Source organism: Pseudomonas sp. FP603, assembly GCF_030687415.1.
Lineage (GTDB): Bacteria > Pseudomonadota > Gammaproteobacteria > Pseudomonadales > Pseudomonadaceae > Aquipseudomonas > Aquipseudomonas wuhanensis.
In genome coordinates this window covers 601,448-623,023 of sequence record NZ_CP117431.1, presented here as the reverse complement: position 1 = coordinate 623,023, position 21,576 = coordinate 601,448, and the positions used below count along the sequence as shown (strand labels likewise).

Sequence of the window (21,576 nt, the reverse complement as noted above, 5' to 3'; positions counted from 1 at the left end):
GGAGTTCGGATGCTTAAGCCGAAACACTTAACGCCGGAATGGCCTGCACCGGCCCCAGCCGCTCAAGCACTTCACCCGTCAACACAACCTCATACGTATCCGCCGGCCTCCCCCACTGCTCCACAATGACCATGCGCTCTACCAGAAGCCCTGCCAATCCAGTAATCGTATCGGCCAATTCCTCTACGATTTTTTGAGTGCGCAACCACAAGCGATCATTAATGTCTGTCAACTCAGCAATGATGCTGTCGGACGACGCTGGATCCGTATCGGGGTAGGTGATATTTCGAAGCAAGTACCGCAACTCTCTTATTTTTGCGTGATCCTGTTCCGCTCCAAACTCACCGTTCAGGATGGCGGCCGCTTTCGACTTATCGACGCGTTTCTCGGGCGAATGCTTTGCAGGCAATGTCTGCCCCATGGCTCCGGCGAAGAGGACCATTATCCGGGCTTCCAAATGTTCCTTCATGGCTTCGAGCGACGAAATTGACCGCGTCAAGGTAATGGAAGCCCCGCCATGGTGCGTCAGGCCCATGGTCACTTTCAGGGTCACATCACCCGTTTCAAATCCCAGGGCTCGGGCTACGACGTAATGCCCTATTTCGTGATTGGCAATCTGCAGTGCATAGTCTCGCAGAGCCGCAGGCATGCTCTTCATTTCGATCCCCTCGCTTCACAGCCCCTGGTTGCGCATTCGACTACGAGTGACAATTTGTGTCTATCCAATTAACTCGTTGAGGGATGGACTGCCTGTAATATGCCTGCCCATTGCTCTGTACCGCTGGAGATACCCCTTTGCCTGACACCCGCCCGCCTGTTCTCGACGAAATCGACCGCCAATTGATCGCCGCCCTGCAGATCAATGCCCGTGAAAGTGTGGCCATGCTTGCCCGGCAGTTGGGCATCGCCCGTACCACGGTGACGTCGCGCCTGGCTCGGCTGGAAAAGGCCAAGGTGATCACTGGTTACGGTGTGCGCCTGGGTCAGCGCGTAGTGGATGGCGGATTGCAGGCTTACGTCGGGATTACGGTGCAACCGCGGTCTGGCAAGGAAGTGCTGCGTCGTCTTAGCGCCATGGCTCAGGTGCAGCAGTTGTGTGCGGTGAGTGGGGAATTTGACTACGTGGCGTGGTTGCGCACCGACTCACCGGAACAGCTTGATCAGTTGCTGGATCAGATTGGCAGTGTGGATGGGGTGGAGAAAACAACGACTTCGATCATCTTGAGCAGCAAGATTGATCGGGGGCAGCCGGTTTGAGTTTCTGCCGGTAAGTCTTCGGTGTCTGGTCGGGCCTCATCGCGGGCAAGCCCGCTCCCACATTGAACAGTGTGTAGCAACAGATCGTCATACTGCACAGACAATTAGCAAAACGACGACACATTGCGTCTTATTAACGTGTTCTACGCTCTCTAGAATGGCTGCCATCTTTTCCTATACTCAGACGCGCACTCTGCGTCAGGTCGCCAGCAAGGGTCAGCCATGAACAAGAACAATCGCCATCCTGCAGACGGTAAAAAACCGGTCACCGTTTTCGGCCCGGACTTTCCTTTCGCTTTCGACGACTGGATCGAACACCCGGCCGGTCTGGGCAGCATTCCGGCGCACAATCACGGCGCCGAAGTGGCGATTGTCGGGGCAGGTATTGCCGGCCTGGTGGCTGCCTACGAATTGATGAAGCTGGGCCTTAAACCCGTCGTCTACGAAGCCTCGAAAATGGGTGGTCGTCTGCGCTCCCAGGCCTTCAATGGCGCTGAAGGCATCATCGCCGAGCTCGGCGGGATGCGTTTCCCGGTGTCGTCGACCGCGTTTTATCACTACGTCGACAAGCTCGGCCTCCAGACCAAGCCTTTCCCGAACCCGTTGACGCCTGCGTCGGGCAGCACGGTGATCGATCTGGAAGGCAAAACTCATTACGCACAGAAACTGGCGGATCTTCCTGCACTGTTCCAGGAAGTCGCTGACGCCTGGGCCGATGCTCTGGAAGCCGGCTCGCAGTTTTCCGACATCCAGCAAGCTATCCGCGACCGCGATGTGCCGCGCCTCAAGGAATTGTGGAACACCCTGGTGCCGCTGTGGGACGACCGCACGTTCTACGATTTCGTCGCCACCTCCGAAGCCTTCGCCAAGCTCTCATTCCATCACCGCGAAGTATTCGGCCAAGTCGGTTTCGGCACCGGTGGCTGGGATTCGGACTTCCCCAACTCGATGCTGGAAATCTTCCGCGTGGTGATGACTAACTGCGACGATCACCAACACCTGGTGGTCGGCGGCGTGGAACAAGTGCCGCAGGGCATCTGGCGCCATGTGCCGGAGCGTTGCGTGCACTGGCCTGAAGGCACCAGCCTCAGCTCGCTGCACAACGGCGCGCCACGTACCGGCGTGAAGAAAATTGCCCACGCGGCAGGCGGCCGTTTTGCGGTCACCGACAACTGGGGCGACACCCGCGAATACGCAGCGGTGCTGACCACTTGCCAGAGCTGGCTGCTGACCACCCAGATCGAATGCGACGAAACCCTGTTCTCGCAAAAGATGTGGATGGCCCTGGACCGCACCCGTTACATGCAGTCATCGAAAACCTTCGTAATGGTCGACCGCCCGTTCTGGAAGGACAAAGACCCGGAAACAGGCCGCGACCTGATGAGCATGACACTCACTGATCGCCTGACCCGTGGCACGTACTTGTTCGATAACGGCGACGACAAGCCAGGGGTGATTTGTCTTTCGTACTCGTGGATGAGCGACGCCCTGAAAATGCTTCCACAGCCAGTGGAAAAACGCGTGAAGCTGGCGCTGGATGCGTTGAAGAAGATCTACCCGAAAGTCGACATCGCCGCGCGGATCATCGGCGATCCGATCACCGTGTCGTGGGAAGCCGACCCGCATTTCCTCGGAGCCTTCAAAGGTGCTCTGCCCGGCCATTACCGTTACAACCAGCGCATGTACGCGCACTTCATGCAGGACGACATGCCGGCCGAGCAGCGCGGGATTTTCATCGCTGGCGATGACGTTTCGTGGACGCCGGCCTGGGTCGAAGGCGCGGTGCAGACATCGCTCAACGCGGTGTGGGGGATCATGAAACACTTCGGCGGTGAAACTCACGCCGAAAACCCGGGTCCAGGCGATGTGTTCAACGAGATCGGTCCGATCGCCCTCCCCGAGTAAGAGGAATCCGAAATGCGCGTAGCCCTTTACCAATGTCCACCGCTGCCCCTGGATGTCCCGGGCAACCTGCAACGCCTGCATCAACTGGCGCTGGAGGCCAAGGGCGCAGATTTGCTGGTGCTGCCTGAGATGTTCCTGACCGGCTACAACATCGGCACCGATGCGGTCAGCGTGCTGGCGGAGGTGCATAACGGTGAATCGGCGCAGCACATCGCGCGCATTGCCAAGGCGACGGGGATTGCCATTCTGTATGGCTACCCGGAGCGCACCGAGGACGGGCAGATCTACAACGCCGTGCAGTTGATCGACGCCAATGGCGAGCGGTTGTGCAACTACCGCAAGACTCATCTGTTCGGCGATCTCGATCACTCGATGTTCAGCCCCGGGCCGGATGAGTTTCCGTTGGTTGAACTCAACGGCTGGAAGCTTGGCTTTTTGATCTGCTACGACCTGGAATTCCCGGAGAACGCCCGGCGTCTGGCGCTGGCCGGTGCCGAGTTGATTCTGGTGCCGACGGCGAACATGATTCCCTACGATTTCATTGCCGACGTCACCGTCCGCGCCCGTGCCTTCGAAAACCAGTGTTATGTGGCTTACGCCAACTACTGCGGGAGCGAGGGCGAGATCCAGTATTGCGGCCAGAGCAGCATCGCCGCGCCGGACGGCAGCCGTATCGCCCAGGCCGGTCTTGATGAAGCGCTGATCGTCGGTGAGCTGGATCGCCAGCTGATGATCAATTCCCGCGCCGCCAATCGTTACTTCCTCGACCGCCGTCCCGAGCTATACGGCGAGCTGAACAAGCCCTAATCCGCTAGCATTAGCGCTTCTCTGTTCTGGAAGTGCTCATGCCTGCGCTGAATCACCCTCGCCGCCACACTGAAACCCTCGCCAACGGTCTGCGGGTGACGCTGCGTCATGCTCCCGATTTGAAGCGCTGCGCCGCCGCGTTGCGGGTCGCTGCTGGCAGTCACGACGTGCCACTGGCCTGGCCGGGGCTGGCGCACTTTCTTGAGCATTTACTGTTCCTGGGTACAGAACGCTTTCCCGCCGGGCAAGGGCTGATGGCCTACGTGCAAGGTCATGGCGGGCAGGTGAATGCGCGCACCAGCGAACGGACGACGGACTTCTTTTTCGAACTGCCGCCTCAGGCGTTCAGCGCTGGGCTGGAGCGCCTGTCAGACATGCTCGCTCGTCCGCGTATGAATCCGGACGATCAGCGGCGGGAACGGGAAGTGCTGCACGCCGAATTTGTCGCCTGGTCGCGGGATGCGACGGCCCAACAGCAGTTCGCGCTGTTCGATGGACTCTCGGCGGCTCATCCGTTACGGGCGTTTCATGCGGGAAACCGTTACAGCCTGCCGGTGCCGCAGCCCGAATTTCAGCAAGCGTTGAAGAGCTTCTATCAGCGGTTTTATCAGACCGGCCAGATGACGTTGAGCCTGGCCGGGCCACAGAGTCTCGATGAATTGAAGGCGATGGCGCAGGCGTTTGCCGTTGCTATTACCCCCGGCGAAAAAGTCCCGCAGACAAAACCCACCCTGTTAATGGATTCTTCAGACAATAGTTATCAACAGGCTGGAGAACGTCGGCTGGATCTGCTGTTCGCCTTCGAAGTGCTGCCCGACTCATCGCCCGAAGCGCTGGCGTTCCTGTGCCACTGGCTGAACGCCGAAAAACCCGGGGGCCTGTTGGCGCAGCTGCGAGAATCCGGGTTGGCGGACAACCTGAAAGCCGCGCCGCTCTATCACTATGCTGGCCAAGCCTTGCTACACATCGAATTCACACGGCCCGTCCACATCATGCAGCCGGACAACGTGATCCGCGAACGGCTTCTGGATTGGCTGGGCTTCTTTGCCTCCCATCGGGATTGGGCCGAACTGCGCGAGGAGTATGCAGCCCTGCTGCAGCGCCAACAGCAAGTCAGCAGCGCCCTGCAACTTGCCCAGCAAGACAGCGAACAACTTGAAGCCGGGCTGTCCGAACAGGGCGTTGTCGCCCTTAAGGCAATCCTCAAACAAATTGGCGCTGTGGATAACTTCACCGGCCAGTGGCAACTGCCGCCCCCCAACCCGTTTTTGCGCGCCGAAACTCCAGCCCCGAATGCCGGATTGATTCGCGGCCAGACCAGCGCCCACCGTGGCCTGCGGACCTTTGCCCAGGATCGCTTACGCAGCCGCCGCGAACGATCGCCGATGCAGTTCACTCAGGCGTTGCCGGATAACACGGATGAAGGTGCGGTTTATCTGCGCTGGCGCCTGGAATCCGCACCCCACAGCCACCTTCAGTCGAATCTGGAAAACAACCTGCGGATGCTGCGCGAAGAAGCGCGTCAGGCCGGTGTCGACTTTTCCTTCAGCGCATCGGGCAGTGAATGGCTGCTGAAGATGACGGGCCTGCAGGAACCGATGCCGACAATCCTCGAACATGCGCTGAAAGAACTGACAAAACCTGATGCCGATCTCTCACACGAAGAGCCGGCGTCCATTGCGTTGATGCCGATTCGACAATTGCTCAAGGCACTGCCCGATCTATGCCTTGAGCACACCGTAGCCTCGGATGACCTGCAGCAACTCTGGTCGAGCGCACGCTGGGATGGCCTGGCAATAGGCCTGTCTGCCCAGACACAAGCAGCAATGGGGCTTGCCTTGAGTCGTATTCCCGGCACTGCGGACAGTCAACTGACGCCGTCTCCGTCGATTCGCTCACAGCATCTCTGGAGTACCGTCGCCACCGAATCCAGCGAACACGTGCTGTTACTTTTTTGTCCGACAGCAACCCATGACATCGCCGATGAAGCCGCCTGGCGTTTGCTCGCACACGTGTGCCAGACGCCGTTTTACCAGCGCTTGCGAGTGGAGCTGCAACTTGGGTATGCCGTTTTCAGCGGACTACGCCAGATACACGGTCAGACCGGGCTGCTGTTCGGTGTGCAATCGCCGAGCGTCGCGCCCATGGATTTACTGGAACACATCGAACAGTTCCTCAGCGAATTGGAAGGGGTAATCGACCGCATCGATGAAGCGACCTTCATCGCTCAACGCCAAGCGCTGGCCGATCAATTCGACGACACCGCCCTGCCCAACGCCCAGGCCGCCGAGCTGCTCTGGCAAGGCAAACTGGCCGGCCATTCGTCTGATTACCTGAAGCGTCTGCCTCAGGCGATTCTGATGATCGACCGCGAAGCCTTGCTGGCGGCGGCACAACGACTGAATCGGGCCGACGGCGGATGGCGCTGTCTGGCCAGCGGGCCTTGTTCCGGGGCGCCTTGGCAAGTGGCAAACTGATCATTACCGGCGCTGCAATTAGCTTTCTCAAAGATTCTCAGCCAATCGCTCTGTAATTTTGAGTAACATAGCCACCTAACTATCTGAACATCTCCGACTGGAGGTGGACTATATGTATAGGTCTCAACTGTCCCATCCACCCGAAGGAGCGCTCCTATGTCCTGGTCCAAACCTGCTTACACCGACCTGCGTATCGGCTTCGAAGTCACCATGTACTTCGCCAGCCGCTAAGCTCTACCGTTTGGTAGAGAATGCAGTGCTACGCCTCGGCTTGCCGGGGCGTTTTTATTTTCAGTTTTCAATGATGGAGCGGCCATGTTTGTCCAGATTCTAGGTTCCGCCGCCGGCGGCGGTTTCCCCCAGTGGAACTGCAACTGCGTGAACTGCGCAGGTTTTCGCGACGGCAGCCTGCGGGCCGAGGCGCGCACCCAGTCGTCCATCGCGATTTCCGATGACGGCGTGAACTGGGTGCTGTGCAATGCTTCGCCGGACATCCGCGCCCAGCTCCAGAGTTTCGCGCCAATGCAGCCAGGCCGCGCGCTGCGTGATACCGGCATCAGCGCAATCATCCTGATGGACAGCCAGATCGACCACACCACCGGCCTGCTCAGCCTGCGCGAAGGTTGCCCGCATCAGGTCTGGTGCACCGACATGGTCCACGAAGACCTGAGCACCGGTTTCCCGCTGTTCACCATGCTGACTCACTGGAATGGCGGGTTGAACTGGAACCGTATCGAACTCGATCAGAGCTTCACCGTCCCGGCCTGCCCGAACCTGCGCTTCACCCCGCTGCCCCTGCGTAGCGCTGCACCACCGTACTCGCCGCATCGGTTCGACCCGCATCCGGGCGACAACATCGGCCTGATCGTCGAAGACCTGAGCACCGGCGGCAAACTGTTCTACGCACCGGGCCTGGGCAAGGTCGATGCACCGCTGTTGAAAATCATGGCCAGCAGCGATTGCCTGTTGGTGGACGGTACGATGTGGGACGACGATGAGATGCAGCGCCGTGGCGTTGGCACCCGCACGGGTCGGGAAATGGGCCACCTGGCGCAGAACGGCCCCGGCGGCATGCTCGAAGTGCTGGAACAACTGCCCAAGCAGCGCAAAGTGCTTATCCACATCAACAACACCAACCCGATTCTCGATGAGGATTCGCCGGAGCGTGCGGAGCTGGCCCGTCGTGAAGTTGAAGTGGCTTATGACGGCATGAGTATTGTGCTGTAGCGGATGGCCCCATCGCGGGCAAGCCACGCTCCCACAATAGACCGCGTAATCCTGTGGGAGCGGGCTTGCCCGCGAAGGCGCCCGACCAGACACCAAAGAATCCACCGGTTGTTCCCGGAGAACCGCAATGACTGACACCGCAATGTCCCCCGCCGAATTCGAAGCGGCCCTGCGCGCCAAGGGCGCCTACTACCATATCTATCACCCCTATCACGTGGCGATGTATGAAGGCCGGGCGACCCGCGAGCAGATCCAGGGCTGGGTCGCCAACCGTTTCTATTACCAGGTGAACATTCCACTCAAGGACGCCGCGATTCTGGCCAATTGCCCGGACCGCGAGATTCGTCGCGAATGGATTCAGCGCCTGTTGGACCACGACGGCGCCCCCGGCGAAGAGGGCGGCATCGAAGCCTGGCTACGCCTCGGCCAAGCGGTCGGCCTCGACCCGGATCAACTGCGCTCTCAGGAATTGGTACTGCCAGGCGTGCGCTTCGCCGTAGATGCCTACGTCAACTTCGCCCGTCGGGCTCGTTGGCAGGAAGCCGCCAGCAGTTCGCTGACCGAGCTGTTCGCGCCGCAGATCCACCAATCGCGCCTCGACAGTTGGCCGCAGCATTACCCTTGGATCGACCCGGCCGGTTACGAATATTTCCGCACGCGTCTGGGCCAGGCGCGTCGGGATGTGGAGCATGGTCTGGCGATCACTTTGCAGCATTACACGACGCGGGAAGGCCAGGAGCGCATGCTGGAAATTCTCCAGTTCAAACTGGACATTCTTTGGAGCATGCTCGATGCCATGAGCATGGCCTACGAACTGAACCGCCCGCCGTACCACAGCGTGACCGAACAGCGGGTCTGGCATAAAGGAATCACCTTATGAGTTTCGATCGCAGCAAAACCCCGACATGGCGCACCGGCTACCGCTTCCAGTACGAACCAGCGCAAAAAGGCCATGTGCTGCTCTACCCGGAAGGCATGATCAAACTCAACGACAGCGCTGCGCTGATTGGCGGTTTGATTGATGGTCAGCGGGATGTCGCGGCGATCATTGCCGAACTGGGCGCGCAGTTCCCCGACGTGCCTGAGCTCGGTGACGACATCGAGCAATTCATGGAGGTCGCCCGTGCTCAGCACTGGATCGAACTTGCCTGATTCCGTGTCAGACAAGTTACCGCCCAAGCCTGAAATCGGCCTGCCACTGTGGTTGCTGGCCGAGCTGACCTATCGCTGCCCGTTGCAATGCCCGTACTGCTCCAATCCGCTGGATTTCGCCGAGCAGGGCAAAGAGCTGACCACCGAGCAGTGGATCAAGGTCTTTCGCGAAGCTCGGGAGATGGGCGCGGCGCAGCTGGGTTTTTCTGGCGGTGAGCCGCTGGTGCGTCAAGACCTCGCCGAGTTGATCTTTGAAGCGCGCAAGCTGGGTTTCTACACCAACCTGATCACCTCCGGCATCGGCCTGACCGAGCAGAAAATCAGCGACTTCAAAAAGGCCGGTCTGGACCACATCCAGATCAGTTTCCAGGCCAGTGACGAGCAGGTGAATAACCTCTTGGCCGGCTCAAAAAAGGCCTTCGCGCAAAAGCTCGAAATGGCTCGCGCAGTGAAGGCTCACGGTTACCCGATGGTGCTGAACTTCGTCACCCATCGGCACAACATCGACAAGATCGACCGAATCATCGAACTGTGCATCGCCCTTGAAGCGGACTTCGTCGAACTCGCGACGTGCCAGTTTTACGGCTGGGCGCAGCTCAATCGGGTTGGCCTGTTGCCGACCAAAGAACAATTGGTTCGCGCCGAACGCATCACCAACGAATACCGCGCCAAACTGGAAGCCGAAGGGCATCCGTGCAAGCTGATTTTCGTTACGCCGGACTATTACGAAGAACGTCCGAAAGCCTGCATGAACGGTTGGGGCAGTATCTTTCTGACCGTCACGCCGGACGGAACCGCCCTGCCCTGTCACGGCGCCCGACAGATGCCGGTGCAGTTTCCCAACGTGCGCGACCACAGCATGCAGCACATCTGGTATGACTCGTTCGGTTTCAACCGCTTTCGCGGTTACGACTGGATGCCCGAGCCGTGCCGCTCCTGCGACGAGAAAGAAAAAGACTTCGGCGGCTGCCGCTGTCAGGCGTTCATGCTCACGGGTGACGCGAGCAACGCCGACCCGGTGTGCAGCAAGTCGGAACATCACGGCGTGATTCTCAAGGCCCGCGAAGAAGCCGAACACGCGACCCAGACCATTGAACAACTGGCCTTTCGCAATGAACGAAACTCACGCCTCATCGCCAAAAGCTGAACCCTTAAGCGCCGCCAGGGCTGTCGCGGCCGGCATCGACTTCGCCGAGTTGCAAGTCGGCATGCATGGCCTGTTCTGGAACGAATACCGGCCCAAGGACGCCGCCTGCCGGATCTGGCGGTGGCGCGACGGCCAGGCTCATTGCCTGACGCCGCCCCCCTTCAGTGTGCGCAGCCGGGTGTACGAATATGGCGGCGGCGCGTTTTGTCTGACCGATGACGGGCTTGTTTTCGTCAACGAGGCAGACCAGCAGCTGTACCGGCAATCGCTGACGGGTGAGGCGCCTGAGGTGCTGACTTCAAGTGAATGCCGCTACGGCGATTTGCACTTCGCCAGCGGGCAGGTGCTGGCGGTGGAAGAGAACCGCGATCGACATCGCCTGGTGGCTATCGATCTGGCTGACGGCCAACGTCATCTGTTGGTCGAAGGCGCCGATTTCTACGCTGCACCGACCGTGAGCCCTGACGGTCAGCGTCTGGCCTGGATCGAGTGGAGTCGCCCGGATCAGCCCTGGACCGCGACTCGCCTGATGGTTGCCGAACGCCAGAGTGATCACACCTTTGCGCCACCGCGATGTGTGGCCGGCGACGGTGCTCAGGAGTCACTGCAACAACCACGATTCGATGACCGCGGCCGTTTGTTTTGTCTGACCGATCGCGGCGGTTTCTGGCAGCCGTGGGTGGAGTCGGGCAACGGTCTGAGCCCACTGCCAAGTGTCGATGCCGACCATGGACCGGCGCCTTGGCAACTGGGTGGTTGCACCTGGTTGCCGTTGGGCGAAGACAGTTATCTGGCGAGTTGGACCGAAGGCGGTTTTGGTCGACTGGGGCTTTGTCATGGCGATGGTTCCTGTGATGATTTCACTGGCGACTACAGCCGCTTCCGCCATCTCGCACAGGATGAGCAGTTCATCTACTGCATCGCCGCTTCGCCGGTCAGTTCGTCGACGGTGATTGCCATTGACCGCCAGAACCGGCAGGTGAAGACACTCGCCGGCGGTGTTGCACCGCTGCTCGCCGAACAGATCAGCCGCCCGCAACCCCTGCGCTATCCGAGTGGTTCGGGCGAGGCCCACGGTTTCTTCTACCCAGCGATGACCGGTGACACGAAATCGCCGTTGGTGGTGTTCATTCACGGCGGCCCGACTTCCGCCTGCTACCCGATGTTCGACCCGCGGATCCAGTATTGGGCACAACGCGGCTTTGCCGTGGCCGATCTCAACTACCGAGGCAGCAGCGGCTATGGCCGCCCTTATCGCCAGGCGCTGCATATGAGCTGGGGCGATGTGGATGTGGAAGATGCCTGTGCGGTGGTGGACTACCTTGCCAAACGTGGACTGATCGACGGCGACAAAGCGTTTATCCGTGGAGGAAGGGCCGGTGGCTACACCACGTTGTGCGCACTGGCCTTTCACAAGGTCTTTCGTGCGGGCGCCAGCCTGTATGGCGTCAGCGACCCCGTTGCGCTAGGCCGCGCAACGCACAAGTTCGAAGGCGATTATCTGGATTGGTTGATCGGCGACCCGGTGCAGGACGCCGAACGCTACGCCGCGCGCACGCCATTGCTGCACGCGAGCAATATCAGCGTTCCGGTGATTTTCTTTCAGGGTGAACTAGACGCTGTGGTGGTGCCACAACAGACCCGCGACATGGTCACTGCGCTACAGGACAACGGCATTCTGGTCGAAGCACATTACTACGCCGACGAACGCCATGGCTTTCGCAAGGCCGGCAATCAGGCCCATGCGCTGGAGCAGGAGTGGTTGTTTTATCAAAGGGTGATGGCGCTCGCGGGCTGAAGTCTGCGCTCAGTGCAGGTATTGCTCGCGAATGCGATCTAACCGGCGCGGCAAAACTCAGCGCTTGGCGATGATGTACACCGCATGCACGATCCCCGGAATGTAACCGCACAATGTCAGCAGAATATTCAGCCAGAATGCCCCAGCGAAACCGACTTGCAGAAACACACCCAGTGGCGGCAACAGAATGGCGATGATGATTCGAATAAAGTCCATGGGGTAGCTCCTGATTGAAGTTGGCTCTTGTGAAACCATACAGCTAATCGACCTGCGGCGTTCTTCAGGGTTCATTGCGGCTCTTCAAGGCCAGTATTCGAGATGTGTCGGGATGTGCAGCGGCAACAGGCTTCGCTGACGTTGTTGCGGACATTGCTGGAAGAAGTGATGAATGGGCCGGATGACCACTTGAATGGCCCGGCGACACTGGACGGGTTGCACTGAGTACTTTTTTCCAGGCAAAAGAAAACCCCGCCGAAGCGGGGCTTTGCAGACTGTTTCCCTGACATCCATTTCACTCCGCCATCCTGGCAGAATCCTACGTGTCCGTGTTGTTGCTTTGCGCTTCCTGCGCGACGTCCATGTGAAGTAGATTAGCTCTGGATCCAATCTTCGCCTATGGGAAAACAGCAGCACGTTATGTAAGAGAAAGCTTACATAACGTCAAAGGATCAGAATTGTCCTGCGTCCAGCAGAAACAGCGATTCGCTGCCCGCCTTTACCGACGCGCTCAACGAGTGAATACGCGGCAGCAGACGTGCGAAATAAAACCGCGCCGTACCGAGTTTGCTCGCATAGAAATCGTCCTGCGCTTCTTTACCTACGGCTGCCTTGGCCATCAGTGCCCACATGTAGGCGTAGGCCATGTAACCGAATGCTTGCAGATACTCGACCGAAGCAGCGCCGATTTCGTTCGGGTTGTTTTTCGCCCGATCCAGCAACCACGCGGTCAGTTCGTCGAGGGTGTCCACCGCATCGTTCAGCGGCTGAGTGAACTCCGCCAGGTCAGCGTTGGCCGTCGCGGTAAAATGACGAATCTCGTCGGCGAACAGTTTGTAGAACGCCCCGCCGCTGCCGACAATCTTGCGCCCGACAAGGTCCAGCGCCTGAATACCGTTGGTGCCTTCGTAGATCTGAGTGATCCGTACATCACGAACCAGTTGCTCCTGGCCCCACTCACGGATGTAGCCGTGACCGCCAAAAATCTGTTGGCCGTGAACCGTGGTTTCCAGACCCAGGTCGGTCAGGAAGGCCTTGGCCACCGGCGTCAGCAGTGCAACCAGATCTTCTGCGCGCTTGCGGGTGGCGGCGTCTTCGCTGAATTTGGCGGTGTCCAGCTGCATCGCCACGTAAGTGGAGAAGGCACGGCCGCCTTCGTTCGAGGCTTTCATGGTCAGCAGCATGCGACGCACGTCCGGGTGGACGATGATCGGGTCAGCCACCTTGTCCTTGTTCTGCGCGCCGGTCGGGGAGCGGCTTTGCAGACGGTCGCGAGCGTATTCAATAGCGTTCTGGTACGAGCGCTCGCCAGTGGCCAAGCCCTGGATGCCAACGCCCAGACGCTCGTAGTTCATCATGGTGAACATCGCCGCCAGGCCTTTGTTCGGCTCGCCGACCAGGTAACCCACGGCTTCGTCGAAGTTCATCACACAGGTCGCGGACGCCTGGATGCCCATCTTGTGTTCGATCGAACCGCAGTTCGCCGGGTTACGCGCGCCCAGGCTGCCATCGGCATTGACCATAAACTTCGGCACCAGGAACAGCGAAATACCTTTCGGCCCCGCCGGTGCGTCCGGCAGTTTGGCCAGTACCAGATGGATGATGTTCTCGGTCAGGTCATGCTCACCGCCGGTGATGAAGATTTTGGTGCCACTGACTTTGTAGGAACCGTCGGCCTGAGGCTCGGCCTTAGTGCGGATGATCCCCAGGTCAGTACCGGCATGCGGCTCGGTCAGGCACATTGAGCCGGCCCAGACACCGGCGTACATGTTTGGCAGGTATGCAGCTTTCAGCTCTTCGCTGGCGTGGGCGTTAATCGACAAGCAGGCACCGGCGGTCAGCATCGGGTACAGACCGAACGACAGGCTTGCAGAGTTGACCATTTCTTCGACCTGAGCCGAAACAGCCTTGGGCATGCCCATGCCGCCATAGGTCGGATCGCCACCGACACCGACCCAACCGCCTTCAGCGTAAGTCTGATACGCCTGTGGGAAACCGGCCGGGGTGGTGACGGCACCGTCGGCCCAGCGGCAACCTTCTTCGTCAGCTGCACGGCTCAGTGGCGCGATGCTTTTGCTGGTGACCTTGCCGGCTTCTTCGAGAATGGCTTCAACCGTTTCCGCATCGACGGTCTCGGCCAGCGCAGGCAGTTCGGCCCAGAGTTTGGCGACCTCGAAAACTTCATTGAGGACGAAGCGCATATCGCGCAGGGGCGCTTTGTAGTCAGCCATGGCAAACCTCGCAAGATCTAAACAGGTGGTTCGTAGAATAGTGATTTCGTTGCGTCCGAGTGTACCTCAACAACTTTTACGACACATAGGGTCGACTCATGACTGTTTTGTTATTTTTAGTCACTGACTTGTTCTCCATAAAGAAGCCCGCAGCAAGGCGGGCTTCTTTATGGCTGATTTGAATGATTAGAGTGCAAACAACTCCGCCGGCAGCTTCATTAGACAATCGCTGCCCGCCTCGATGGCCGCCCGATGAGACGCAGTGCGCGGCAGCAAACGCTTGAAGTAAAACTCACTGGTCGCCAGTTTGCCCTGGCAGTAATCGGCATCACCACCACCCGCCTCCAACTGCGCCTGAGCCACCAACGCCATGCGTAACCACAGGTAGCCGAGGATGATGTAGCCGCTGTACATCAGGTAATCCACCGAGGCGGCGCCGACTTCATCCGGATTTTTCATCGCCGCCATGCCGACCTTGGTGGTCAACTCGCCCCACTGCTGATTCAGACCATTGAGTTGCGCCACATAGCTGCCGAGTTGCGGATGTTCAGCGTTTGCCGCACAGAACTTGTGGACGATTTTGGTGAAACCGCGCAGCAGTTTTCCCTGACTGCCAAGGACTTTGCGCCCAAGCAAGTCCAGCGCCTGAATGCCGTTGGTGCCTTCGTAGATCGGCGCGATCCGGCAGTCGCGAACCAGTTGTTCCATGCCCCACTCACGAATGAAACCGTGGCCGCCAAACACCTGCATGCCGAGGTTGGTCACCTCCAGCCCGGTGTCGGTCATAAAGGCTTTGCAGATCGGCGTCAGGAACGCCAACAGGTCTTCGGCATCCTGGCGCGCCGTTTCATCCGGGCTCAGGTGAGCGACGTCCAGCAACTGCGCGGTGAAGTAGGTCAGTGCCCGGTTGCCTTCGTTGAAAGCCTTCATGGTCAGCAACATCCTGCGCACATCGGGATGAACAATGATCGGGTCCGCGACTTTTTCCGGTGCTTTCGGGCCGGTCAGCGAACGCATCTGCAGGCGGTCGTTGGCATATTTGATCGCGCCCTGGAAACTTGCCTCACCCAGACACAGACCTTGCATGCCGGTGCCGAGCCGCGCGTGGTTCATCATGGTGAACATGCAGTTCAGGCCCTTGTTCGGCTCACCGATCAAGAAACCCTTGGCTTCATCGAAATTGAGCACGCAGGTGGCCGAGGCCTTGATGCCCATTTTGTGTTCGATCGAGCCGCAGGAAACGCCGTTGCGCTCGCCCGCCTCGCCCTCGGCATCGGGTAGGAATTTAGGAACGATAAACAGCGAAATACCCTTGGTACCGGCAGGAGCGTCCGGCAGTTTGGCCAACACCAGGTGAATGATGTTGTCACTCATGTCGTGCTCGCCAGCGGAGATAAAGATCTTGCTGCCGGAGATCGCGTAACTGCTATCGGCCTGAGGCACGGCGCGGGTCTTGATGATGCCCAGATCGGTGCCGCAATGGGCTTCGGTCAGGCACATGGTGCCGGTCCATTGACCAGCGGTGAGCTTGCTCAGGTAGGTTTGTTTCTGCTCTTCGGTGCCATGGGCGTGAATTGCCGACATCGCACCGTGAGTCAGGCCGGGATACATGCCCCAAGAGGTATTGCTGGAACCGACCATTTCGCTGATGACCAGCCCCAAAGAACTTGGCAAACCTTGGCCACCGTAAACCGGATCCGCCGCCAGACCATGCCAGCCGCCTTCAACGTATTGTGCGAAAGCCTGCTTGAAACCTGTAGGCGTTGTGACCACGCCGTTGTCGAAATGACAGCCTTCTTCGTCGCCGCTGCGATTCAGCGGTGCGAGAACGTTCTCACAGAATTTCGCGCCTTCTTCAAGGATCGCATTGATCATGTCCGGGCTGGCATCGGTGGCGCCCAGCGCGGCATAGTTGCTGTGGAAATCGAAGACGTGGTCGATCAGAAAGCGCATATCGCGCAGGGGAGCTTTGTACTCGGGCATGGTCATTTCTCCGGCAGCAGATTGCTCAAACCTACTGCCGCGCACTACGCCTCACAATCACAGTCCAGACGCTGAATGCGCCATCATCACTCAACCCGCAGCGGCGTCCATGCGCACCGCGCCACGACGGTTCTGACCGAAAGCCATCACACAGTTTCGCCCCGCGCCTTTGGCGCTGTAGAGCGCCTGGTCAGCGGATTTGAGCACTTCTTCCGGCGTGCGCTGCTCCAACCGCTCGGCGACACCGATGCTGACGGTGACCGATACACTCGAGGCGCCTGAACCGGCGCGGCGCTGGCGTCCCTGCTGGTCATCCTGGGGACGGTTGTCCTGATTGCGCAGCTGGATGTTGTAGGTGGCGATGGATTCGCGAATGACTTCCAGGTGCGGCATGCACTCTTCAAGAGTCTTGCCTGCGAACACCAGGGCAAATTCCTCACCGCCGTAGCGATATGCCCTGCCGCCCCCGCTGATTTTCGACAGCTTGCTGGCGACCAGTCGCAGCACTTGGTCGCCGACATCGTGACCATGTGTGTCGTTGAATTTCTTGAAGTGATCGACGTCGCCCATGGCCAGTACATAATTGCGCCCCAGCCAGCCGCTGCATGCGCTCGTTCAGCGCGCGACGGCCGGGCAGACCGGTGAGCTCATCGCGGAACGCCATCTGATAGGCCTCATGGGCAACCGCCGCGGCAATCATCAACATCACCTGGCTGCACATGATGTTCAGGGTGAATGGCAGGATGAAGGTTTTCGGCAACATCCAGAACAATCCCAACAGCCCCACCAATTGCGCAGCATGCAAGGGTCTTGGGTTGCGCCAGTATTGCCAGGCCAGTAACAGGAACGAGGCGATGAATACCGGGTAGGACAACTGGATCAGGCTCATCCAGGCACCATGCAGGGCTGGCCAGCGGATCTCTGACAACCACATCAGCAGCGCCTGTGGGTAACTTTGCTCCAGCCCCAGCGCAACGCTACCGAACGCCAGCAACACAGCGAAGCGCGCCACCATGTCCTGGAACAGGTGAGTACGCTCTTGCCAGGCGGCGAACAAGCCAAACAGCAACGGCAACAACAGACAGCACAGATGGAACACCACCGCGGCGTCTTCACGAACCTTGCCGTTGTCGCGGTAGTAATCGGTCTGGGTGTCGAGCAGGAAGTAGGCGATGTACACCGTGACCATCAGAAACAGTTCACGCTGACGTCGGTAAACCGCGCAATACGCCCCGCCGAGCAACAGCACCAGAGTAGGCAACACGTTGAACAGCGAGGTGAAGAAGACGTTGAGATCCTTGACGTAGGCAGCCGCAAGCCCCGCAAGCAACAACAGCAGCGATGGCAAAAAGTGACTGAAACGTACAGCGGAAGAACGCGGCAAGGGTAAAGCTCCGACCCGGCAAACAAGATGGCATTGTGCCTGCACTTGGGGCAATTAAGCACATACGATGTGACGTGTGTCACATCGCCATCCTCTTTAACGGCAGCAAAGTCGTTCTTCTTAGCGTTTTAGTCAGGAATATTTGCAGGCGCGTCGGGCACAAAAAAGCCGCTGCTCCCGAGGAAGCAGCGGCTTTATGAAGGACTGCGTAGGACTTAGTAACCCAGTGCGAAGTCTTCTTCTTTCATGTCCATCAGGTTGTTGGCACCCGACAGCATGGTTACAACGTGAGTGCGGGTACGCGGCAGGATACGCTGGAAGTAGAAGCGCGCAGTCTGCAGCTTGGCGGTGTAGAACGCCTCTTCGGTGGTGCCGGCAGCCAGTTTCTCGGTAGCCAGACGCGCCATGTCAGCCCAGAAGTAGGCAAGGCAGGCGTAACCGGAGTACATCAGGTAGTCCACCGACGCGGCGCCGACTTCTTCGCGGTCTTTCATGGCGGCCATACCGACCTTCATGGTCAGTTCGCCCCACTCTTTGTTCAGCGCAGCCAATGGCCCGACGAACTCTTTGACCGCGTCGTTACCTTCGTTGGTCTGGCAGAACTTGTGGACGATCTTGGTGAAGCCTTTGAGCGCTTCGCCTTGAGTCATCAACACTTTACGGCCCAGCAGGTCGAGTGCCTGGATACCGGTGGTGCCTTCATACAGCATCGAAATGCGGCTGTCGCGAACGTTCTGCTCCATGCCCCACTCGGCGATGAAGCCGTGGCCGCCGTAGATTTGTACGCCGTGGTTAGCGGATTCGAAACCGACTTCAGTCATGAAGGCTTTGGCGATCGGCGTCATGAACGCCAGCAGCGCGTCAGCTTTCTTCTTCTCTTCTTCATCTACGCCGTACTTGACGATGTCGACTTGCTTGGCGGTGAAGTAAACCATCGCACGGTTGCCTTCGGCGAACGCCTTCATGGTCAACAGCATGCGACGTACGTCAGGGTGAACGATGATCGGGTCAGCGGCTTTGTCCGGCGCTTTCGGGCCAGTCAGGGAGCGCATTTGCAGGCGATCGCGAGCGTATTTCAGGCCGCCCTGGAAGCCGATCTCGGCGTGCGCCAGACCTTGCAGCGCGGTCCCCAGACGTGCGGTGTTCATGAAAGTGAACATGCAGTTCAGGCCTTTGTTCGCCGGGCCGATCAGGTAACCGGTGGCCGCGTCGAAGTTCATCACGCAGGTGGCGTTACCGTGGATACCCATCTTGTGTTCCAGGGAACCGCAGCTCACAGCGTTGCGTGCGCCGATCGAACCGTCTGCGTTCGGCAGGAATTTCGGAACGATGAACAGCGAAATGCCTTTGGTGCCGGCCGGTGCATCCGGCAGACGTGCCAGAACGATGTGGACGATGTTGTCGGCCATGTCGTGTTCGCCGGCCGAGATGAAGATCTTGGTTCCGGAAACTTTGTAGGAACCGTCGGCCTGAGGCTCGGCCTTGGTGCGCAGCATGCCCAGGTCAGTGCCGCAGTGTGGTTCGGTCAGGCACATGGTGCCGGTCCATTCGCCGGAAACCAGTTTGGTCAGGTAAGCCTCTTGCTGCTCAGGCGTGCCGTGCTCGGAAATGGTGTTCATCGCGCCATGGGACAGGCCTGGGTACATGCCCCACGACCAGTTGGCTTCGCCAACCATTTCGCTGACGGCCAGACCCAGAGACTCTGGCAGGCCTTGGCCGCCGTGCTCTACGTCGTGAGCCAGGCTTGGCCAGCCGCCTTCAACGAATTGCTTGTAGGCTTCTTTGAAACCAGTCGGGGTTTTAACGCCGGACTCGCTCCAGGTGCAGCCTTCGGTGTCACCCACGCGGTTCAGCGGAGCCAGCACCTGCTCACAAAACTTGGCGCCTTCTTCGAGAATGGCGTCAACCATGTCCGGAGTTGCGTCTGCACAAGCCGGAAGGCTCTGATAGTGCGCTTCGTAGCCGAGCAGTTCGTCACGAACGAAGCGAATATCACGCAAGGGGGCCTTGTAGTCAGGCATAGCGATAAACCTCTGCTGATGTAACCGGGAATGAAGGACCGCGTTGATTTGCTGTGACGGTCAAACAGTTGTTTGAAACATACGTTTACGCCCAATTCTTGTCAAGCGCCGATCTTTTGCCGTTCGTCATCGCTAATACCTGCGATGAAAATGGTCACAGAAAACTGGCCTGATCGACACTGCAAATGGCCAATAAAGCCTGCCGCCCTATCAGTTCTTACAGGTTCACGAAATAACGAAAAGGCGTCTACTGACTATAGGCTCTCGCGGGGTCAATGATTGACCTTCCTGAGGATCGCCTATGGAGGGGATTTGAGATGGACAATCAACCAAACGCTGACGTGCCAGAGCCCGGTTCGCCTGACCCGAATTTTGGCGACAACGGCATAGTCATACCCAGCAAAGAATCTGGTGTGACGCATGCCATCGTCTCTGACGAGTCTGGACGCTTGACCCATGCATCAAGAATCGGGAAAGAATTTCTTCTCGCTCGCCTGCTGATGGATGGTGACGTTGACGAGGGTTTCGTACCCACCACAAGTCAATTCGAAACAGGCGACCAATCCATTCCGATGCGGTTGTTACTGCAAAAAGACGGAAAAATCGTCCTGATTGGCGAATCGAAAAAAGACAATGTTCGCCGACCTGGCGTGCGACGTTTTCACCCCAATGGCAGTCCCGACCTTATTTTTGGTAACCGGATCAGAACGGGGCCGGATAATTCATTCGCGCCAGTGGTTCCCCATAAGTTCGTTGATGGCTGCCTGCAAGACGATCAAAAGATACTCATCGTCGCCAACTATTACGTCAACTACTCCCTTGGAACGCCCGTGAGTCGCCTGTACCGCCTGCAAAGCAACGGAGAACCGGATACCGGGTTCGGCAATGGCCAAGGTTTCATCGATATCAAGTTCAAACAAAGGGACAGCTTTGCCCGTATGGTTCACGTTCAGCGTGACGGTAAGATTATCGTCACAGGCCTCTACTTTGATGCGCAAAAAGAAAGATGCGGGGCGGGCGCGCGATACAGCGTAGAAGGAAACCTTGATACAACTTTCGGAACGGATGGTTTCAGCGATATTTCCCTGAAGTTGGCAGAATCGCCCAAAAGCACCATCGCCAGCGACTTTCTATTTAGCGATTCACTCAGCTGCCTACAGTCGGACGACAAGGTCATTTTCGCAACCTGGACAAGGGGGGCAGACGGCAGGGATTGGGGTCTACTGACCAGACTCAATGCCGATGGCAGCAACGACCAGCAGTTTAACGCCGGCTCGCCGGCTCTCACCTCTCGCAAAGATGCCGATGTGCGCTGGCGTGCGGCAGCGGTGCAAGCGGACGGAAAAATTGTCGTCGTGGGCTACGTACGCTGGGAGACTCCGGGCAATGAACTCTTCATGGCCAAACAGCGATTTTCTCCAGAGGGACAACCGGAGGATTTCGCTTGGTTTAACAGCCCCGGCGATTACTGGGATGTGGCAATCCAATCAAGTAAGCGGATCGTCGTATCGGGTAGCAGCGGGGGATCTTCGACAGGAGAGCCCAGAGTAATCGGGCTGTTGGCCGAATGACCCCCGATTCAAATCTGCGCGTTTTCGATGAAGGATGTTTGCCCGGCTGTTTGTTTGGCCGGGTAAACAGAATCAGGCGAAGGTATCGATCAACGTACCAAGCATTTCATCGGATGCCTTGGCGACTTTAACGCCCAGTTCCACTTGGAGTTTTCCTTGAGACATCTCGACCATATTGCTGGCCAGATCCGATTGCTGGCTGCGGTCTACCGCACGCAGACGATCGACCTGAATCTCGGAGGACTGACTGGTGACCGAACGCTCGATGGTGTTGTTGGCGATCTGCCCCGAAGCCTGATCGACACGGTTCTGCCCTGTCTGAATAGTGCTCAGACCGGCATAAAAAGCGGTGTTTCCTGAGATTTCCATGGGGGAACTCGTCTGACAAAGGATCAACAGC

17 protein-coding genes and 2 pseudogenes are annotated in these 21,576 nt (G+C 58.6%); 12 read left to right on the top strand and 7 right to left on the bottom strand.

From position 1 onward, the window contains the following. Nucleotides 1-13 precede the first annotated feature (13 nt). Entirely contained in the window at nt 14-658 is a 645-nt protein-coding gene (locus tag PSH65_RS02845) for a peptidase M41 (RefSeq protein WP_305424854.1), read from the bottom strand. A 137-nt stretch (nt 659-795) separates the two neighbouring features. Between PSH65_RS02845 and PSH65_RS02840 the strand changes: the two genes are divergently transcribed. The 10 genes from PSH65_RS02840 (at nt 796) to PSH65_RS02795 (ending at nt 11,770) form a co-directional block, all read left to right on the top strand. After that, on the top strand, nt 796-1,257 hold the full coding sequence (locus PSH65_RS02840; protein WP_007980298.1) for an Lrp/AsnC family transcriptional regulator: 462 nt from the start codon (nt 796-798) through the stop codon (nt 1,255-1,257). A gap of 222 nt (nt 1,258-1,479) precedes the next feature. Next, on the top strand, nt 1,480-3,162 hold the full coding sequence (locus PSH65_RS02835; protein ID WP_305424853.1) for an NAD(P)/FAD-dependent oxidoreductase: 1,683 nt from the start codon (nt 1,480-1,482) through the stop codon (nt 3,160-3,162). Nucleotides 3,163-3,174: 12 nt separating this feature from the next. After that, a complete protein-coding gene (locus PSH65_RS02830) occupies nt 3,175-3,969 on the top strand; it encodes a carbon-nitrogen hydrolase family protein (RefSeq protein WP_305424851.1) in 795 nt (264 codons plus the stop codon). Between the two features lie 38 nt (nt 3,970-4,007). Beyond that, nucleotides 4,008-6,446, top strand: coding sequence for a pyrroloquinoline quinone biosynthesis protein PqqF (gene pqqF / locus PSH65_RS02825; protein ID WP_305424850.1), 2,439 nt, complete (start codon nt 4,008-4,010; stop codon nt 6,444-6,446). Between the two features lie 156 nt (nt 6,447-6,602). Beyond that, nucleotides 6,603-6,677: a pyrroloquinoline quinone precursor peptide PqqA gene (gene pqqA, locus PSH65_RS02820; RefSeq protein ID WP_009045898.1), complete on the top strand. Its 75-nt coding sequence runs from the start codon at nt 6,603-6,605 to the stop codon at nt 6,675-6,677. 84 nt (nt 6,678-6,761) lie between these two features. Further along, nucleotides 6,762-7,673, top strand: a complete 912-nt coding sequence (pqqB, locus tag PSH65_RS02815) for a pyrroloquinoline quinone biosynthesis protein PqqB (RefSeq protein ID WP_253418016.1) — start codon at nt 6,762-6,764, stop codon at nt 7,671-7,673. Nucleotides 7,674-7,800: 127 nt separating this feature from the next. Beyond that, nucleotides 7,801-8,553 (top strand): pyrroloquinoline-quinone synthase PqqC, encoded by a 753-nt coding sequence (gene pqqC / locus PSH65_RS02810; protein ID WP_063342344.1) that lies wholly within the window; start codon nt 7,801-7,803, stop codon nt 8,551-8,553. After that, on the top strand, nt 8,550-8,825 hold the full coding sequence (gene pqqD / locus PSH65_RS02805) for a pyrroloquinoline quinone biosynthesis peptide chaperone PqqD (RefSeq protein WP_052967135.1): 276 nt from the start codon (nt 8,550-8,552) through the stop codon (nt 8,823-8,825). The genes pqqC and pqqD overlap by 4 nt, the downstream gene beginning before the upstream one ends. Before the next feature lie 4 nt (nt 8,826-8,829). After that, nucleotides 8,830-9,972, top strand: a complete 1,143-nt coding sequence (pqqE, locus tag PSH65_RS02800; protein ID WP_305426932.1) for a pyrroloquinoline quinone biosynthesis protein PqqE — start codon at nt 8,830-8,832, stop codon at nt 9,970-9,972. Continuing rightward, the gene (locus PSH65_RS02795) at nt 9,938-11,770 is read left to right on the top strand and encodes a S9 family peptidase (RefSeq protein ID WP_305424848.1); all 1,833 of its coding nucleotides are present in this window, start codon (nt 9,938-9,940) and stop codon (nt 11,768-11,770) included. Before pqqE ends, PSH65_RS02795 begins: the two co-directional genes overlap by 35 nt. Before the next feature lie 57 nt (nt 11,771-11,827). Here the strand turns inward: PSH65_RS02795 and PSH65_RS02790 are convergent, their stop codons facing one another. Further along, a complete protein-coding gene (locus tag PSH65_RS02790; protein ID WP_007904205.1) occupies nt 11,828-11,986 on the bottom strand; it encodes a YqaE/Pmp3 family membrane protein in 159 nt (52 codons plus the stop codon). A 102-nt stretch (nt 11,987-12,088) separates the two neighbouring features. On the opposite strand from PSH65_RS02790, the pseudogene PSH65_RS02785 reads away from it, so the two are divergent. Continuing rightward, nucleotides 12,089-12,211, top strand: a pseudogene (locus PSH65_RS02785) (LysR family transcriptional regulator); the annotation flags it as partial. 227 nt (nt 12,212-12,438) lie between these two features. Here PSH65_RS02785 and PSH65_RS02780 read toward each other — a convergent pair. From PSH65_RS02780 to PSH65_RS02765, 4 genes and pseudogenes are all read right to left on the bottom strand, one after another. Beyond that, on the bottom strand, nt 12,439-14,217 hold the full coding sequence (locus PSH65_RS02780) for an acyl-CoA dehydrogenase C-terminal domain-containing protein (RefSeq protein WP_305424847.1): 1,779 nt from the start codon (nt 14,215-14,217) through the stop codon (nt 12,439-12,441). Nucleotides 14,218-14,403: 186 nt separating this feature from the next. Further along, entirely contained in the window at nt 14,404-16,200 is a 1,797-nt protein-coding gene (locus PSH65_RS02775; RefSeq protein ID WP_305424846.1) for an acyl-CoA dehydrogenase C-terminal domain-containing protein, read from the bottom strand. Nucleotides 16,201-16,290: 90 nt separating this feature from the next. Continuing rightward, nucleotides 16,291-17,584 (bottom strand): annotated as a pseudogene (locus tag PSH65_RS02770) (GGDEF domain-containing protein). A gap of 215 nt (nt 17,585-17,799) precedes the next feature. Then, nucleotides 17,800-19,605 carry a phenylacyl-CoA dehydrogenase gene (locus tag PSH65_RS02765; RefSeq protein WP_305424845.1) on the bottom strand — a complete coding sequence of 602 codons (1,806 nt, stop codon included), beginning with the start codon at nt 19,603-19,605 and terminating at the stop codon, nt 17,800-17,802. A gap of 317 nt (nt 19,606-19,922) precedes the next feature. On the opposite strand from PSH65_RS02765, the gene PSH65_RS02760 reads away from it, so the two are divergent. After that, nucleotides 19,923-21,176, top strand: coding sequence for a delta-60 repeat domain-containing protein (locus PSH65_RS02760; protein WP_305424844.1), 1,254 nt, complete (start codon nt 19,923-19,925; stop codon nt 21,174-21,176). 72 nt (nt 21,177-21,248) lie between these two features. On the opposite strand, the gene PSH65_RS02755 is transcribed toward PSH65_RS02760, so the two are convergent. After that, on the bottom strand, nt 21,249-21,545 hold the full coding sequence (locus PSH65_RS02755; protein ID WP_305424843.1) for a pyrroloquinoline quinone biosynthesis protein PqqE: 297 nt from the start codon (nt 21,543-21,545) through the stop codon (nt 21,249-21,251). Nucleotides 21,546-21,576 lie beyond the last annotated feature (31 nt).